Source organism: Streptococcus sp. Marseille-Q7156 (assembly GCF_965119495.1).
In genome coordinates, this window is record NZ_CBCPLU010000001.1 from 1,717,000 (window position 1) to 1,731,413 (window position 14,414).

Consider the following 14,414-nt stretch of genomic DNA (forward strand, 5'->3'; position numbering starts at 1 on the left):
CAAAAATCCCTATATAGAAAAAACCAAATTGATTGGGTTTAGTAGCAGTGAAACCACAAAAAGAGGCTAGTACCTCTCTTGATAGTTCTAGCTTTCCACCTCGGTCACATAATCAGCTAAGCCTTTATATTCGCCTTCTACGTCCAACTTTTGGAGTAGGCTAATACTTTCATCGCCCAGCATTTCCAACGTACCAAAAGCGGTCATAGAGTCCATAGGGATAGGCTTATCAGAAAGCAAGCGATCAGCATAGTCTAATAGTTCTAGTTCGTAGTCTGTAACCTTATTGAGCAAACTCTCAAAATCCTCTGACTCTTTGAGTTGAAGCACGCGCTCCCGTTTGTAACATTCTTCAAACGCTGCACCCTCTTCTGGTTGTTTGTGGTAGTCTTTAAAGCTGTCACAAATACGCTTGAAAGTCTTGTTTAGCTTGTGATCTTCTACATACTCAGCGACAAGCGTGCCTTTATCCTTGTAGGTCAATGAGATTACAGGCTGGCAATATGTCCCAGTCATGTATCCCAGTAGCGCGTGACCTGCTACCAGAGCAGTATCTAGGTCTTTAAATTCGTAAGTGAAAGTAAATGTTTTGGCTTTATCCGAAAATGTTTTTAATGTCATGTTGTTTTTCTCCTTTTTCTTCGGCTAAAAATTGCGCTTCATCCTCTTATCTTTAATGTCTGTAATAATAAATACGTTCCCCTCTGATCGTTTTCCAATGCGACTGACTAGCTTATCATTATAGATTCTGGCCAGCTCTTTTCCGTTGTGATTGGTGTTGATGATAGTTGTGTCTCGCTTATCAAAAATCTTGAAAAGAAAGGCCTGTACCCAATTATTAGCTTCATTTTTTTGGCTGTTCATAACGCTTTCTGTTCCTAAATCATCAATAAAGAGATAGTCAACCTCAGTCAGCAACTTCAAGGCGTCATACTCTGTAAAATCACTCTGTCTATACTGCCAACCTGACTGAATGCGCGTGATAATCTCAGTAATACTGACAAAAAGCACACTCTTAGGCTCATTCCTAGACTTATAGCCCTCGTTAATGGCTTTGGCCATAGAATAGCATAAATGACTTTTGCCAGTACCTGGATTGCCCATAATTAGCGTGTTCCCTGTCATACCGTTTAGGTACTCCTTAGCTTGTTTGATAGCAAACTCCTTGGCCTCGTGTTCCTCTTTTGTCTCGGCTTTGAAAGTGCTAAAAGAGGCCTCTCTCAGCTCATTTGACACCGTACTTTCACGCGCTAGCACATCATAGGTTGAAGAGTCCAGATCATGGCCTAGGGCTTTTTCTATGCCCTCTAGCTCCGTCTGTTTGATGTTCTCCCTAGTGCATTCCATACAGTAGGGTGATGTATAACCATCTGGCTTTTTGAATTGTACTAGGTTAATCTGATGGGTTGGGCAAAACTCATCAGTGACCTTTATTTTTTCATTGAGCTGGTCTGTATTCAGTAATTCCATTGTTTCTCCTCTCCGTCAGTAGATAAACGGATCTTGAATATCATCGTCAGACTGACCTTGTTTCTTTTGCTGAAACAGTCTTTGTTCATCTTCGACTTGTACCATGGTTCTAATACCATTCTGTCGCCAGTTCTTGAGTATTGAATTGATATAACTAAAAGATCGCTTGCCGTTATCTGCACCCTTGTCTATAGCAATCTTGATAACCTCTAGCTCCATACCGTCAAGAGTGAGATAGTCAGCCAGTATTTGATATTGTTGCCCATCCATAACCCCTATACGCTTTTGGTAATAGTTAGAGATTTCAGCAGTAGGAGCAGAAGAAGTTTTTTTCTCTATCTCTTCTTCTTTCTCTATCTCTTTCTCTTTCTCTATCTCTGTCTTACATGTAGTTAACAATGTAAGATTGTCAGATGACATTGTAAGATTTTCCTTTTGTTCTCGCTGCTGTTTCCGATATTCTCGCATGTATGCTGCTTGGTTGGTTTCCTGCTGTACCAAGGCTTTTGCCTGCGGTAGTTCTGCGTTTTTATCTTCATCAACTTGTATTAGGCCACACTTAGTAAAGTATGCCATGGTCATATCTATATCATCTTCCGATACGTCTAATTTTAGGGCTAACTCTTCCTTGAGATTGTCAAAGTAACCCTCATAGTATAAAATACAGTCACTTTCTAAGCTCTCTAGCATGAGCCTAATATAAATCACCGTCATAGTGTACCCACCAGGTACCGTTTTTAGTCTCTTGATAAAAATATTATCAAAAAATTTCTTATCAATTTTTAGCCAAAAATATATTTTAGTTTTTGCCATTCTCCACCCCCAGAAACTTCCAGATGTCCGAAACTTTGTAATAGATTTTCCTAGTATCTTCTAGTAGTGGTTGATACCGTCTTAGCCCTACTTTTTCCCACTTTTGGAGTGTCATATATTTTATATCTAATTCGTCCATGACTTCCTGCGCTGAGATTAAACCTGTCAGTCTTGGTTTGACTATATCACGCGCTTCCAGGTATCTTTCCACTACCTCCAGAATGCCATGCGCTAGGTCTTGCTCACTTTCTCGGCTTAGGCTAAACATATCCGCACACCTCCTTCAAGGTTTCTTTGTAACTTTCTAGGTCGCTGTTCATCAACACCGCTAGGCGTTTTTCTTCTTCTCGTATCTGATTGTAAAATGTTTTTGCACCGTCCAGTAGCTCCTCTTTGTTAGCTGGGATAAAATATCCTCTAAATGTCCCATGGCGAACCCCAACAATAGGAACACTATGGCGCGTGATTAGACGGCTGATAATATCTTGCACGGTTCTTTCTGCTAGCTTAGTGATCAGGCTGATTTCTGCCCCTGTTATGGAGTTCTCAGCCCCTACCTTGATTAGTCTTAATACTCGTTTGTCATTCTCTGATAGGCTCATTCAGTTCCTCCTCTCCTTTGCTTTTATTCACAAAGGTTATTTGTCCGCTCGCTACCCCTTGCAAAATATCTTTTTGAGTTTCTATGATTGTATCCAAGGTTTTCAAAATAGCTGTCTTAGTCTCTAAATAAAACGCTTGTTTTGTCAACAAGCTCATAGTTACAGCTAACTTTGTTGCATTGTCCATACACGTAGCTAGAAAAATCTCTTTAGTAAAATAAGGTTCATCTGGTATTTTTTCACTATCAAGGTATATCTTCACTATGTAACTCATTTCATTCCTCCGTAAACTCTTACCCCTGCAAGCTGGATATATCGCCCATAATCAGGGTTTAAATCCTCGCTAGGTGTTTCTATCGTCTGTTGGTTTTCTCGCTCAAATTGGGCGCTTTTTTTGCAGTCTAGGTGGTTTAGATAAAGCAGTAAGCCAATCAATACCACCATGAAGATTACCGCCTGTGTATTGGTCAAATCTAATTCATTCATCTTATGCCCTCGCTTTGTAATTCTTGATATAGTCCACTTGATCAGTTCGCTCCATCTTCAAAAACTCATCTACCTCTTTGGGTGTTGCCTTTCTATCTAAAAAATCAGCAATAAACTGAAAGACGCTGGGGCGTTCTGCCTTGATTTCAGCCATTACTTCATCAAATTCTGCTTGTGTCATGTTGTTTAAGTCTAGTGTCATTTTATTGCTCCTAATCAATCATCATTCCACGAGTATATAAGGATGAGTCTGTCCATGAATCCAAAACGTTCTTTTTCCCTCGTTTTTTCTTTGCGATATCAACCGCTATGACTTCCCATACATAATTCAATAATTGACTTTGTTCCATTGGGTAGGTATTTTCTTTAGTTATTTCAGCTAGGTAAGTGTTTAAGAAAAGAAATCCATCAAAGTTGGAAAGCAGCGTTATAAACTTAGTATCACCCCAATAATTTCTGTAATAAGACTCTTCTCGTTCTTCTAGTTCTCCTATTACTTCAGCAACTACTCTCTGTTTCATCCTTTCCGTCTGTTCCTTAAGTGTTTCCTGCTGTTCACGGCATTCTGTGCTAGTTAGTTCATTATAAACATCATCCAAGTCATTCAATACCCTGCTAATTTCTCTTTTAGCTAATGCAGTTTCAGCCCCTACAAGGCTTTCTTGTATTTCTTCTAAATTTGTTGAAATAGCTTCTAATTTATCTGCTATCATGTTTTCCTCCGTTGGCCTTTTTATTGTCGTTTACTATACAGGATATCCTCACACTCAAAGTTTTGCGATGGAGAGTGTGGGGATTTTGAATGGTTGTTTCTTATACAGTTTTTCTTGTAATTCCCAGCCTCATGCTCTTGGTCGCCAAATTTCTGAGCATGGGGATTTTGAATGCCTTTTACTACACCGATTGCCTCACGCTCAGACTCGCCAAATTGAAAGCGTGAGAAAGTACCAGTTTTAAGAGTTGGCGCTCTCCGTATGGTCAAATTGCCCTAAATATGCTATAATCTAGGCATAAATCTTTACTAAAACCTCTTTGATAATAGCTTGCCTGCTTTTTGTTAAATTCGTTTTAGTGTTAGTGTGAAAGGCTCTGCGGTGTGGTTATTGCTAAGCCTTTTTTGTTGCTCTCACGCGCTTCTTTGGCGTGTTTTTTTATTTCTGAATGCCATAGCTTTGATTTCCTGATAACTCATATTCAAGCCAATCATGGCTATTACCATATCCTCAAATGCCTGGTATTGCTCCAGCTCCTCACTGGTCAAGCTATCGATGCCATTATAGCCCCCACGTTCTTCCCTTAACTGCTTAGCGTTCCTGTCGGTTACTACTTTTAGTAGCAGGTTGTTCATGGTGCTATGCGCGTGCTTGGGTGCTTGTTCCCAGTTCTCAATACTGTCATGCAAGGTTTTTCTTTTTGGCTTTTCTAGCGCCCTCTGCATACGAAACTTAGAAAGTTCCTCACGCATTTCAAAGAATGCTTTGACTAGGTTGGTTTTGAAGTTGGCCACTTGCTCGGTGTTCTTTAAGAATGTAACTAACAAGGTCGCTTGTTGTTCGTTCAAAATATATTCCTTGGTATTCTGGCCACTTTCCATAGCTTGGATTTTAAATCCAACCTTTCCGAACTGTTCAAATCTTGCTTGATGTTTGCGGATCATCTTGGTTATTGTGTGATGTTGCAATCCCGTGCATTCTGCCACAATACTGCTCAGCGTATACGGCTCTTTCTTGCCGTCCATATAGACTAATTCCATTGTGGTTCTACCTCCTGCATGAATTTGGTTAACTTGCTTGTCAGACGGCTCTTCTCGTCCATATTTTTAGCCTCTGCAATGGCTTTGGCTAGTGTATCGATATAATACCGTTCTGCCTCTGCCAACGTGTCAGGGGCTTTTATAGTGGTCTGTGGTTCTTCCACCAGTTCCCCATCCATGTAGTAGCCGTTTAGTCGGATTTCTTTCAGAATGTGCTTGACTACTTTTTTAAACTCTTTTGCTAGTGGTTTGCGTGACTGCGATAAAACTTCATAGACTCCGAACTCTGTCAGCATATTCATTTCTCTTTTTTGACCTGCCCTAGATATTACATAGGTCAGCTTTTCATCATCTACCCGTTTTAGTAAATCCGTGGTGTTTTGGATTTCAATCATCTCAGCAACCTCTACCGCTACAAATAACGGATTTTGAATGTCTCCATAAACATCAAAGTGTTTAGAGCCAAATCGTTGAGTTGTTACAACTTCCAAAACTTCCTTTTTGTTGTGTTGTTCTCCTTTGGGATAGAAGTTCCCAAAAAAATCACATAAATCTTTTTGCTGTGTTGTCATGTCTTGCTTGACCTCTCTGTATAACTTGTTTAGTCTTTTTCTGCTTTCCTTGTTGGGCTTATGCTTGCCCTGTGCCCACTTGCCAACTGTTCGGGGATCTATGCCTATTCGTTGGCCAATAGCTACCAAGTTCAGCCCGTGAGTGGTTCACATTTCATCGATGACCCTTGTATAGTTCCTCTTCATTGCTTGCCTGCCTTTCTTCAATCCTCTGGTGTTAGTAGTTCATCAATAGAAACACCTAGATAGTTAGCAATCTTTAGCAAGGTTTCAATATCTGGGCGCTTAGTACGCTCATAGTATAAAGCTGTGAGTGTGCTTTTTGATAGCCCTGTTTCTCTTGCAACATCTGCCACCTTCAAGCGTTTCTTTGCTAAAATAACACGCATATTATTTTTCAAATCTCTATCCTCCTTTTTTGAGTTTTGTTATATATTAGCGATATCGCTAACAGAAAACATATTACACTACTCTAAAACATTTGTCAATAGTCTGTTATATTTTTTTGTTGTTTGTTTTTTTTAACAATATCGGTTATAATTTAGCTACGGAGGAAACTTACAATGATTAAGACAAATTTCGCTGTACTAATGGCCGAAAGAGGTCTGAAGATAGCAGACGTTTATGAAGATACTGGTATTTCTAAAACCACTCTGATGACTCTATCAGAAAATACTGGGAAAGGTGTTCAATTTGATACCGTTGATAAGTTATGTAATTACCTTGGAATAGAACTAAAAGATTTTTTTGTATATAGTCCTTATATCTGGAAGGTTTACAATAAAGATAACTATGAGTATAAAGAAGACGGGGATAATGTAATCGCGATTAACCTAAAATCTCCTCATAGTGAGAGGATTTATATCGCTAAATTATTCTTTTTCTCCCCTAAACATATTGATTCTCCAACTGATGACGATAGTATCAAACTGTGGGTACGCCTTTCACTAGATGAAGATAGCGGAAACTTTGGGTATAAGGAATTCTATAATTTTATTTCATCGTTACCCGTTGGATTTCAAACACATTTTTATAATGATGTAATTGAGGTGCTAAAAAATCACTATCTCAATTCTAAAACAGTGATTTCTGCATATAGGTATGATTTTCACCCCACAAAAGAGTATCTAACGGAAATTTCTCTAAATAAAAACGACAAGGTGATTATTTCATTTTTTGATGATTATGGAAGTTCACACGCACCTAAAGAAGTTCAAGTGGACAAAACTATCAAAATTGACTAACCCACGCGCCACAATGTTCCACAATCCTGAAGCGCATGGATTCTCGGAATTCAAGATTTTCTAATATACTCTAACGACACGAAAATAAAATAAAACTCTTGAAATATCGGGAGTTATTGGCAAATTACCACAAATTAACTCGACAAAAAGGAGAAATTATGACTGATCTAACAACCTCACAAATAGAAAGACAAAATATTTTAAATAATTCTTTAGCATTACAAAAAGCTGAAGAGATTTTACAAGTACCTGGTTTCTACTTTGAAGATACTTTTTATTTTACAAATTCTCAGCTAGCTACCTTTTTCGAAGTCGACATTCGAACTATTGAAAGACTGGTTGAAGCTCATAAAATAGAGCTTACTGAAAATGGTTATCACACTTTACGTGGAGAAAAACTAGCTAATTTTAAAGAAAATGCTTTTGCTACCGACACAAATGTCGGTAGCAAAGTTACACAATTAAGTATCTCATCGTTCAGAACATTGCTTAATTTTGCTATGTTGTTAACCAATAGTGATATAGCTAAGCAAGTAAGAAATACCTTACTTGATATTGTCATTAATGTGTTAACTGAGAAAACTGGTGGACATGTAAAATTTATAAACCAGCGTGACAAAAACTATCTATCGACTGCATTAGAAGAAGATAATGCTAGAAAAATATTTACAAATGCCATTGATAAGTATGTTTCTGGAAGTAATTTCAAATATGGTCAATTAACAAATGAAATTTACAAAGCAATCTTTAAAGAAAGAGCATCAGAATACAAAAAAATACTGAAATTGAATAAAAATGATAATGCTCGCGCAACAATGTATAGTGAGGTACTTATAGTTATTGCTAGTTTTGAAAAAGGGGTTGCTTATGAGATTGAACAAAAGAGTAAGTCTTCAAATCAAAAATTAACTAATGCTGATGTAATTGAGATAATTCAGAAATTAGCAACTCACCCAATGCAAGAACCCCATTTAATGCATGCCAGAGAGAAAATGGCAAGTAGGGACCTATCTTTCAGGAATGCCAAACATGAGAAATTAGCAGAATATATCCGTCCAATTTCTGAAGAAGATTTTGAAAGGTTTATCGGCGAACAAAGTAAATCCCTCTCGAAACAAATTGATGAATACCGCCAAGTTTTTGAAAGATTGAGGGATAAATAATGGATAAAATCAATTATTTTTCTGCTGAAGAAGCAATTTTACTACACGACATTGAAGTAATTGAGAAAATTGGTGGTTTACATGGTGTTAAAGATAAGGGAAGGGTATTTAGTGTATTTGAACACTTACAGAACGACGATTACTATCCAGACTTTGAAACAAAACTTACAGTGCTAGTATTTAATACAGTTCAATTTCATATGTTCAATGATGGAAATAAGAGAAGTAGCATTGTCTTCGGTATTAAATTTTTAACAATCAATCACCTTGATTACCTCATTCCCTTCTTTATCGAAACAATGGAAAATATTGTCTTATGGGTAGCAATGGGATTAATTGATTTCAATTTTTTAAAAGAAATTATTTCTTCAATTCTCTACTATGAGGAACTCACCGAAAAAGTAAAAGAAAAACTTGTACAGTTAGCTTTAGCTGAAGAAAATAACAAATAAAATCCTTTCCGTAAGCTCAACATGATATAAACCACAATCTAAAACCTTTTTGATAATAGCTTGCCTGCTGATGTATTTTAGAAAGGTTTAAATCATGAAAATAACTGAAGTTATAAAAAAAGACGGTAGTAAAGTCTATCGTGCTAATGTATATCTAGGAGTTGACCAGGTAACAGGAAAGAAAGTTAAAACTAAAGTAACAGGGCGGACACAAAAGGAAGTTAAGCAGAAAGCTACTCAAGAAAAAATTGCTTTTCAAAAAGCAGGATCCACTAGACAAAAGGCTAGCACCATAAAAAACTATCAAGAATTAGCCAATCTCTGGTTAGAAAGTTATAAGAATACGGTTAAGCCAAACACTCAAGGCAATGTTAGAAAGTTAATTGATAATCATATATTGCCTATTTTGGGGGCTTACAAGCTCGATAAGCTCACTACTCCACTTATCCAGTCCATTATCAACAAACTTGCTGACAAGACTAATAGAGGGGAAAAAGGGGCTTTTCTACACTATGACAAGATACATGCTTTAAACAAACGTATCTTACAATATGGCGTAACCATGCAAGCTATACCGTCCAATCCTGCGCGTGATGTTGTTTTACCTCGTAACACTCAGAAAGCAAAGCGCCAAAAGGTAAAACACTTTGAAAATCAAGAACTAAAAAAGTTTCTTGGTTATCTCGATAATTTAGATAGCGATAGATATCGTTACTACTATGAGACAACGCTCTATAAGTTCCTATTGGCTACTGGTTGCCGTATCAATGAAGCTTTAGCTCTTTCCTGGTCTGATATAGACTTAGATAATGCCGTTGTGCATATTACCAAAACCCTAAATCGGGATCTAGAAATCAATAGCCCAAAATCTAAGGCTAGTTATCGGGATATAGATATAGATCAAGCGACTGTTAGCATGCTAAAGCAGTACAAACTGCGCCAAACTAAAGAGGCTTGGAAGATAGGACAACGTGAAAGCGTGGTATTTTCTGATTTCATTCATGAGTATCCTAGCAGTTCAAGACTTAAAAGAAGATTGCAAACACATTTTAAGCGTGCTGATGTTCCTAACATTGGATTTCACGGATTCCGTCACACTCACGCTAGTCTCTTTCTTAACTCTGGAATACCATACAAAGAACTCCAGTACCGCCTAGGTCATTCCACTTTATCAATGACCATGGATATATATAGCCACCTCTCAAAAGAGAACGCAAAAAAAGCAGTATCATTCTACGAAACTGCACTAAAAGCACTATAGGGAGAGCAAAAAGGGGAGCAAATTTAAAAATCAACATTTCAAGACAAAGTAAAAATCCAATAGCAACAGGTTTTTTGTTAGATTTATTTTGAAAAAGGCCGATTTTGTAGTATAATAGTACGGTGTGAAAAAATATGAAAAATGAGAAAGGATAAGGGATATGAAACAAGTTTTTCTCTCTACAACAACTGAATTTAAAGAGATCGATACGCTTGAACCGGGTACTTGGATCAATCTCGTCAATCCGACTCAAAATGAATCACTCGAAATCGCCAACGCCTTCGATATCGATATTGCCGACCTTCGAGCACCGCTCGATGCGGAAGAAATGTCTCGTATTACCATTGAAGACGAGTATACCCTGATTATCGTAGACGTGCCGGTCACAGAGGAAAGAAATAACCGCACCTACTACGTAACCATCCCGCTTGGTATTATCATCACTGAGGAAACCATTATCACTACGTGTTTGGAACCACTACCTGTCCTTGATGTCTTTATCAACCGTCGATTACGTAATTTTTATACGTTCATGCGTTCGCGTTTTATCTTCCAGATTCTCTATCGCAATGCAGAGCTTTACCTAACAGCCCTTCGTTCTATTGACCGTAAGAGTGAACAAATCGAAAGTCAACTGCATCAATCAACTCGTAATGAAGAATTGATTGAGCTCATGGAGTTGGAAAAAACTATCGTCTATTTCAAGGCTTCCCTCAAAACAAATGAGCGTGTGATTAAGAAATTGACCAGCTCAACCAGCAATATCAAGAAATACCTTGAGGACGAAGACCTGCTTGAAGATACCCTGATTGAAACCCAACAGGCCATCGAGATGGCAGACATTTATGGAAACGTCTTACATTCTATGACAGAGACCTTCGCCTCTATCATTTCTAACAACCAGAACAACATCATGAAAACCTTGGCCCTTGTGACCATCGTCATGTCCATCCCAACCATGGTCTTTTCTGCCTACGGGATGAACTTTAAGGATAATGAAATCCCCCTAAACGGAGAGCCAAATGCCTTCTGGTTAATCGTCTTTATCGCCTTTGCTATGAGTGTCTCGCTCACTCTCTATCTCATCCATAAAAAATGGTTCTAAGAGGAATATTTATGTCTCAGATTGATCTACAAAAATTAACTAAGAAAAACCAAGAGTTTGTCCACATCGCTACCCAACAATTCATCAAAGATGGGAAAACAGACGCTGAAATCAAGGCTATTTTTGAGGAAGTCATTCCCCAAATCCTTGAGGAGCAAGCCAAAGGTACGACTGCTCGTTCCCTCTATGGCGCACCGACCCACTGGGCTCATAGCTTCACTGTTAAGGAGCAATATGAAAAAGAGCATCCAAAAGAAAATGACGATCCAAAACTCATGATTATGGACTCAGCTCTTTTCATCACTAGCCTCTTTGCCCTCGTCAGCGCCCTCACAACCTTCTTCTCAGCAGATCAAGCTTTCGGCTATGGATTTGTCACTCTCCTATTAGTTGGACTGGTTGGTGGATTTGCCTTCTACTTGATGTACTACTTCGTTTACCAATACTATGGACCAGATATGGACCGCAGTCAACGTCCACCTTTCTGGAAATCTGTACTGGTTATCCTAGCTTCTATGTTCCTTTGGTTGCTTGTCTTCTTTGCAACAAGCTTCCTACCAGCTAGCCTTAACCCAGTACTTGCTCCATTGCCACTGGCTATTATCGGAGCAGCCCTCCTAGCCCTTCGCTTCTATCTCAAGAAACGCTTGAACATCCGCAGCGCAAGTGCAGGACCAACACGTTATTAAGAAGAATCATAAAAGCAACTGCAGGTGCGGTTGCTTTTTCTTGCTTTCTTGATTTAAAAGCATTCTTCTGACATCCCACATAGCTTTCTTTTATCCTTTGTGATAAAATAGGCTCAATCTATTTCTAGGAGGATAAGATATGGTTTCTACTATTGGTATTGTTAGTTTGTCTAGTGGCATTATCGGAGAGGACTTTGTCAAACACGAAGTGGACTTGGGTGTCCAACGTCTCAAGAACCTGGGACTCAATCCTACCTTTTTGCCTCATTCGCTAAAAGGATTAGACTTTATCAAGGACCATCCTGAAGCTCGTGCAGAGGATTTGATTCATGCCTTTTCTGATGATAGCATCGACATGATCCTATGCGCCATCGGTGGAGACGATACCTATCGCTTACTACCTTATCTTTTTGAAAATGACCAACTACAAAAGGTTATCAAACAAAAAATTTTTCTTGGCTTCTCGGATACAACCATGAACCATCTCATGTTGCATAAACTAGGAATCAAAACTTTTTATGGTCAATCCTTCCTAGCAGACATTTGTGAATTGGACAAGGAAGTGCTGACCTATAGCCTCCACTACTTTAAAGAATTGATTGAGACGGGAAGAATCTCAGAAATCCGCCCTAGCAATGTTTGGTATGAGGAAAGGACTGACTTCAGTCCCAAGGCTCTGGGGACACCTCGTGTCAGTCATGCAAATACTGGTTTCGAGCTGTTGCGGGGAAATGCCCAGTTCGAGGGAAAAATCCTCGGTGGTTGCCTCGAATCCCTCTACGATATCTTTGACAACTCTCGATACGCAGATAGCACGGAGCTCTGCCAAAAATACAAACTTTTCCCTGACTTGTCAGACTGGGAAGGAAAAATACTCTTACTAGAAACAAGCGAAGAAAAGCCTGAGCTGGAAGACTTCAAAAATATGTTGCAGACTTTAAAGGAAACTGGGATATTCGCGGTCATCAGTGGACTCTTGGTCGGAAAACCTATGGATGAAACTTTCTATGACGACTATAAAGAGGCACTATTGGATATTATTGACAGCAATATTCCAATTGTCTATAATCTGAATGTCGGCCACGCAACTCCGAGAGCAATTGTCCCCTTCGGAGTCCATGCCTATGTAGATGCACAGGAGCAAGTCATTCGCTTTGACTATAACAAAAAATAAATAGTGTCTCTATTTTTGTGCTTTTGTATTCGTTTTCGTTACAATTTGTATCTGAATTTATTGCATTTCGCTAATTTCTATGATATCCTTTTGAAGGAGGTGTATATGACAAAACAAAAAATTAATCGAATCGTAGGTTCTATTGGTGCCTTTATTGGAATCATAGTATTTATTGCCTACATACCTCAAATTATCGCTAATTTACAGGGAAATAAAGCTCAACCATTTCAACCTTTATCAGCTGCTATATCTTGCTTAATCTGGGTTATTTATGGATGGACAAAGGAACCTAAGAAGGATTGGATACTAATCATTCCAAATTCAGCTGGTGTTATTTTAGGTGGAATCACTTTTTTGACTTCACTCTAACAAATCTAATAGTATATATAAAAAGCTGGGAAAAATTTCTCAGCTTTTTTCTATATTCTCAGATATGCTAGTTACCTGTACTCACTAATTGCTGCTTTTCCATTCACAATCATTCTCATGGTCATCAACCAGGCCTGCTGCTTGTAGAAAAGACAAGACAGCGACTGGGCCTGTGAACTTAAAGCCTCGTTTTTTGAGATCTTTGGATAATTTCTCAGATAGAGCTGTTTTGGCAGGCGCCTGACTGTAGTCAGGCACATCATTGACGATAGTTTTTCCCTCAACAAAGGACCAAAGATAGGCATCAAAAGATCCGTACTCTGCCTGTAGTCGTAGAAAGGCTTGGGCGTTAGCGCGTGTAGCAAAAATTTTCGCTCTATTTCGGATGATGGCTGGATTCTCCAGCAAGGCTTCCAATTCGGTGTCGGTCATCTCTGCGACTGCGTGAATTTGATATCCATAAAATGCTTCTCGGAAAGCTTGGCGTTTGTTTAGTACCGTTTCCCAAGACAGACCTGCCTGATAGGTTTCCATACACAACAACTCAAACAATGCTTGGTCATCATGGAGGGGCTGCCCCCACTCCTCATCATGATAGGCAATGTAGAGCGGATTGGTCACCTTGACCCACGAACAACGTTTTGTCATGCTCTGCTCCTATTTGACCAACATTTTAAGGGCCGACTTGATATAGTTCTCAGCTGTATCTGTCGTTCCTTCAAAGAATTTCTTGATTTTCTTGAGTTCGGTCGCCTTGTATCCCAGTGCCAACATGGCTTCCATAGCTTCTTCCAATTCTTGGTTTTCAGCGCTTGCTTGCACTGCGACCTTAGCAGGAAGGTCATCTCCAGCAACTACTACCTTGCCTTCCAAGTCCAGCACCATCTGCTGGGCTGTTTTCTTGCCAATTTTAGGGAACTTGGTCAAGTAGGTAATATTCTTGGTTTCGATGGCTTGAACCAAGCCAGCATTGTCATCAGCAGCGATAATAGCAAGAGCTGATACAGGACCAATCCCAGAGACCGAAATCAGACTGAGAAAGAGCTTTTTCTCGTCTTCTGAGCGAAATCCATAAAGCAGATGAGCGTCCTCACGCACGACTTGATGCACATAAATTTGAGTTTCTTGGTTGACCTGTCCTGAGTAAGCATAGGGATTAGCCACATGCAGGATATAACCGATACCATTGATTTCAATAACAATGTATTTGGCAGTGATTTTGGTAATGATTCCTTTTAAATATTCGTACATAGTTTTCCTT

At 38.9% G+C, this 14,414-nt stretch carries 22 protein-coding genes; 8 read left to right on the forward strand and 14 right to left on the reverse strand.

Annotated features, from left to right (window positions below):
* Positions 1 to 87: 87 nt before the first annotated feature.
* The 12 genes from ACWPV5_RS07950 to ACWPV5_RS08005 form a co-directional block, all read right to left on the reverse strand.
* A complete protein-coding gene (locus tag ACWPV5_RS07950) occupies positions 88 to 621 on the reverse strand; it encodes a hypothetical protein (RefSeq protein WP_219967117.1) in 534 nt (177 codons plus the stop codon).
* Positions 622 to 645: 24 nt separating this feature from the next.
* Positions 646 to 1,470 (reverse strand): ATP-binding protein, encoded by an 825-nt coding sequence (locus ACWPV5_RS07955; RefSeq protein ID WP_219967118.1) that lies wholly within the window; start codon positions 1,468 to 1,470, stop codon positions 646 to 648.
* 15 nt (positions 1,471 to 1,485) lie between these two features.
* Positions 1,486 to 2,283 carry a DnaD domain protein gene (locus ACWPV5_RS07960; RefSeq protein ID WP_219967119.1) on the reverse strand — a complete coding sequence of 266 codons (798 nt, stop codon included), beginning with the start codon at positions 2,281 to 2,283 and terminating at the stop codon, positions 1,486 to 1,488.
* Positions 2,270 to 2,551, reverse strand: coding sequence for an XRE family transcriptional regulator (locus tag ACWPV5_RS07965; RefSeq protein ID WP_219967120.1), 282 nt, complete (start codon positions 2,549 to 2,551; stop codon positions 2,270 to 2,272). The genes ACWPV5_RS07960 and ACWPV5_RS07965 overlap by 14 nt, the downstream gene beginning before the upstream one ends.
* On the reverse strand, positions 2,544 to 2,885 hold the full coding sequence (locus ACWPV5_RS07970; protein WP_219967121.1) for a DNA-binding protein: 342 nt from the start codon (positions 2,883 to 2,885) through the stop codon (positions 2,544 to 2,546). The genes ACWPV5_RS07965 and ACWPV5_RS07970 overlap by 8 nt, the downstream gene beginning before the upstream one ends.
* A complete protein-coding gene (locus tag ACWPV5_RS07975) occupies positions 2,866 to 3,159 on the reverse strand; it encodes a hypothetical protein (RefSeq protein ID WP_219967122.1) in 294 nt (97 codons plus the stop codon). Before ACWPV5_RS07975 ends, ACWPV5_RS07970 begins: the two co-directional genes overlap by 20 nt.
* On the reverse strand, positions 3,156 to 3,371 hold the full coding sequence (locus ACWPV5_RS07980; RefSeq protein ID WP_219967123.1) for a hypothetical protein: 216 nt from the start codon (positions 3,369 to 3,371) through the stop codon (positions 3,156 to 3,158). The genes ACWPV5_RS07975 and ACWPV5_RS07980 overlap by 4 nt, the downstream gene beginning before the upstream one ends.
* A 1-nt stretch (position 3,372) precedes the next feature.
* Positions 3,373 to 3,573, reverse strand: a complete 201-nt coding sequence (locus ACWPV5_RS07985) for a hypothetical protein (RefSeq protein WP_219967124.1) — start codon at positions 3,571 to 3,573, stop codon at positions 3,373 to 3,375.
* A gap of 10 nt (positions 3,574 to 3,583) precedes the next feature.
* The gene (locus ACWPV5_RS07990; RefSeq protein WP_219967125.1) at positions 3,584 to 4,084 is read right to left on the reverse strand and encodes a hypothetical protein; all 501 of its coding nucleotides are present in this window, start codon (positions 4,082 to 4,084) and stop codon (positions 3,584 to 3,586) included.
* Between the two features lie 413 nt (positions 4,085 to 4,497).
* Positions 4,498 to 5,124, reverse strand: a complete 627-nt coding sequence (locus ACWPV5_RS07995) for a Rha family transcriptional regulator (protein WP_261070795.1) — start codon at positions 5,122 to 5,124, stop codon at positions 4,498 to 4,500.
* On the reverse strand, positions 5,115 to 5,831 hold the full coding sequence (locus ACWPV5_RS08000; protein ID WP_258318574.1) for a BRO family protein: 717 nt from the start codon (positions 5,829 to 5,831) through the stop codon (positions 5,115 to 5,117). Before ACWPV5_RS08000 ends, ACWPV5_RS07995 begins: the two co-directional genes overlap by 10 nt.
* 68 nt (positions 5,832 to 5,899) lie before the next feature.
* Positions 5,900 to 6,097 (reverse strand): helix-turn-helix domain-containing protein, encoded by a 198-nt coding sequence (locus tag ACWPV5_RS08005; RefSeq protein WP_140832911.1) that lies wholly within the window; start codon positions 6,095 to 6,097, stop codon positions 5,900 to 5,902.
* 162 nt (positions 6,098 to 6,259) lie between these two features.
* Between ACWPV5_RS08005 and ACWPV5_RS08010 the strand changes: the two genes are divergently transcribed.
* From ACWPV5_RS08010 to ACWPV5_RS08045, 8 genes are all read left to right on the forward strand, one after another.
* Positions 6,260 to 6,940, forward strand: coding sequence for a helix-turn-helix domain-containing protein (locus ACWPV5_RS08010; RefSeq protein ID WP_219967127.1), 681 nt, complete (start codon positions 6,260 to 6,262; stop codon positions 6,938 to 6,940).
* A gap of 158 nt (positions 6,941 to 7,098) precedes the next feature.
* The gene (locus ACWPV5_RS08015) at positions 7,099 to 8,103 is read left to right on the forward strand and encodes a DNA-binding protein (RefSeq protein ID WP_219967128.1); all 1,005 of its coding nucleotides are present in this window, start codon (positions 7,099 to 7,101) and stop codon (positions 8,101 to 8,103) included.
* Positions 8,103 to 8,555, forward strand: coding sequence for a type II toxin-antitoxin system death-on-curing family toxin (locus ACWPV5_RS08020; RefSeq protein WP_219967129.1), 453 nt, complete (start codon positions 8,103 to 8,105; stop codon positions 8,553 to 8,555). Before ACWPV5_RS08015 ends, ACWPV5_RS08020 begins: the two co-directional genes overlap by 1 nt.
* Positions 8,556 to 8,649: 94 nt before the next feature.
* Complete coding sequence (locus tag ACWPV5_RS08025; RefSeq protein ID WP_219967130.1) at positions 8,650 to 9,816, forward strand: tyrosine-type recombinase/integrase; 1,167 nt, start codon at positions 8,650 to 8,652, stop codon at positions 9,814 to 9,816.
* A 160-nt stretch (positions 9,817 to 9,976) separates the two neighbouring features.
* Entirely contained in the window at positions 9,977 to 10,921 is a 945-nt protein-coding gene (locus ACWPV5_RS08030) for a magnesium transporter CorA family protein (protein ID WP_000815623.1), read from the forward strand.
* Between the two features lie 11 nt (positions 10,922 to 10,932).
* A complete protein-coding gene (locus ACWPV5_RS08035; protein ID WP_261070794.1) occupies positions 10,933 to 11,610 on the forward strand; it encodes a DUF1129 domain-containing protein in 678 nt (225 codons plus the stop codon).
* 139 nt (positions 11,611 to 11,749) lie between these two features.
* Positions 11,750 to 12,784, forward strand: coding sequence for a S66 family peptidase (locus ACWPV5_RS08040; protein ID WP_261070793.1), 1,035 nt, complete (start codon positions 11,750 to 11,752; stop codon positions 12,782 to 12,784).
* A 105-nt stretch (positions 12,785 to 12,889) separates the two neighbouring features.
* Positions 12,890 to 13,153 carry a SemiSWEET family transporter gene (locus ACWPV5_RS08045; RefSeq protein WP_000166114.1) on the forward strand — a complete coding sequence of 88 codons (264 nt, stop codon included), beginning with the start codon at positions 12,890 to 12,892 and terminating at the stop codon, positions 13,151 to 13,153.
* Between the two features lie 84 nt (positions 13,154 to 13,237).
* Here the strand turns inward: ACWPV5_RS08045 and ACWPV5_RS08050 are convergent, their stop codons facing one another.
* Together ACWPV5_RS08050 and ruvA are read right to left on the reverse strand one after the other, a co-directional pair.
* Positions 13,238 to 13,801: a DNA-3-methyladenine glycosylase I gene (locus tag ACWPV5_RS08050; protein WP_261066020.1), complete on the reverse strand. Its 564-nt coding sequence runs from the start codon at positions 13,799 to 13,801 to the stop codon at positions 13,238 to 13,240.
* Positions 13,802 to 13,810: 9 nt separating this feature from the next.
* On the reverse strand, positions 13,811 to 14,404 hold the full coding sequence (gene ruvA / locus ACWPV5_RS08055) for a Holliday junction branch migration protein RuvA (protein ID WP_000273402.1): 594 nt from the start codon (positions 14,402 to 14,404) through the stop codon (positions 13,811 to 13,813).
* Between the last annotated feature and the right edge of the window lie 10 nt (positions 14,405 to 14,414).

Excerpts from the sequence above, each read along its gene's own strand:
- ACWPV5_RS07950 (WP_219967117.1), bottom strand. The coding sequence starts at position 621 with ATGACATTAAAAACATTTTCGGATAAAGCCAAAACATTTACTTTCACT.
- ACWPV5_RS07955 (WP_219967118.1), bottom strand. The coding sequence starts at position 1,470 with ATGGAATTACTGAATACAGACCAGCTCAATGAAAAAATAAAGGTCACT.
- ACWPV5_RS07960 (WP_219967119.1), bottom strand. The coding sequence starts at position 2,283 with ATGGCAAAAACTAAAATATATTTTTGGCTAAAAATTGATAAGAAATTT.
- ACWPV5_RS07965 (WP_219967120.1), bottom strand. The coding sequence starts at position 2,551 with ATGTTTAGCCTAAGCCGAGAAAGTGAGCAAGACCTAGCGCATGGCATT.
- ACWPV5_RS07970 (WP_219967121.1), bottom strand. The coding sequence starts at position 2,885 with ATGAGCCTATCAGAGAATGACAAACGAGTATTAAGACTAATCAAGGTA.
- ACWPV5_RS07975 (WP_219967122.1), bottom strand. The coding sequence starts at position 3,159 with ATGAGTTACATAGTGAAGATATACCTTGATAGTGAAAAAATACCAGAT.
- ACWPV5_RS07980 (WP_219967123.1), bottom strand. The coding sequence starts at position 3,371 with ATGAATGAATTAGATTTGACCAATACACAGGCGGTAATCTTCATGGTG.
- ACWPV5_RS07985 (WP_219967124.1), bottom strand. The coding sequence starts at position 3,573 with ATGACACTAGACTTAAACAACATGACACAAGCAGAATTTGATGAAGTA.
- ACWPV5_RS07990 (WP_219967125.1), bottom strand. The coding sequence starts at position 4,084 with ATGATAGCAGATAAATTAGAAGCTATTTCAACAAATTTAGAAGAAATA.
- ACWPV5_RS07995 (WP_261070795.1), bottom strand. The coding sequence starts at position 5,124 with ATGGAATTAGTCTATATGGACGGCAAGAAAGAGCCGTATACGCTGAGC.
- ACWPV5_RS08010 (WP_219967127.1), top strand. The coding sequence starts at position 6,260 with ATGATTAAGACAAATTTCGCTGTACTAATGGCCGAAAGAGGTCTGAAG.
- ACWPV5_RS08015 (WP_219967128.1), top strand. The coding sequence starts at position 7,099 with ATGACTGATCTAACAACCTCACAAATAGAAAGACAAAATATTTTAAAT.
- ACWPV5_RS08020 (WP_219967129.1), top strand. The coding sequence starts at position 8,103 with ATGGATAAAATCAATTATTTTTCTGCTGAAGAAGCAATTTTACTACAC.
- ACWPV5_RS08025 (WP_219967130.1), top strand. The coding sequence starts at position 8,650 with ATGAAAATAACTGAAGTTATAAAAAAAGACGGTAGTAAAGTCTATCGT.
- ACWPV5_RS08030 (WP_000815623.1), top strand. The coding sequence starts at position 9,977 with ATGAAACAAGTTTTTCTCTCTACAACAACTGAATTTAAAGAGATCGAT.
- ACWPV5_RS08035 (WP_261070794.1), top strand. The coding sequence starts at position 10,933 with ATGTCTCAGATTGATCTACAAAAATTAACTAAGAAAAACCAAGAGTTT.
- ACWPV5_RS08040 (WP_261070793.1), top strand. The coding sequence starts at position 11,750 with ATGGTTTCTACTATTGGTATTGTTAGTTTGTCTAGTGGCATTATCGGA.
- ACWPV5_RS08045 (WP_000166114.1), top strand. The coding sequence starts at position 12,890 with ATGACAAAACAAAAAATTAATCGAATCGTAGGTTCTATTGGTGCCTTT.
- ACWPV5_RS08050 (WP_261066020.1), bottom strand. The coding sequence starts at position 13,801 with ATGACAAAACGTTGTTCGTGGGTCAAGGTGACCAATCCGCTCTACATT.
- ruvA (WP_000273402.1), bottom strand. The coding sequence starts at position 14,404 with ATGTACGAATATTTAAAAGGAATCATTACCAAAATCACTGCCAAATAC.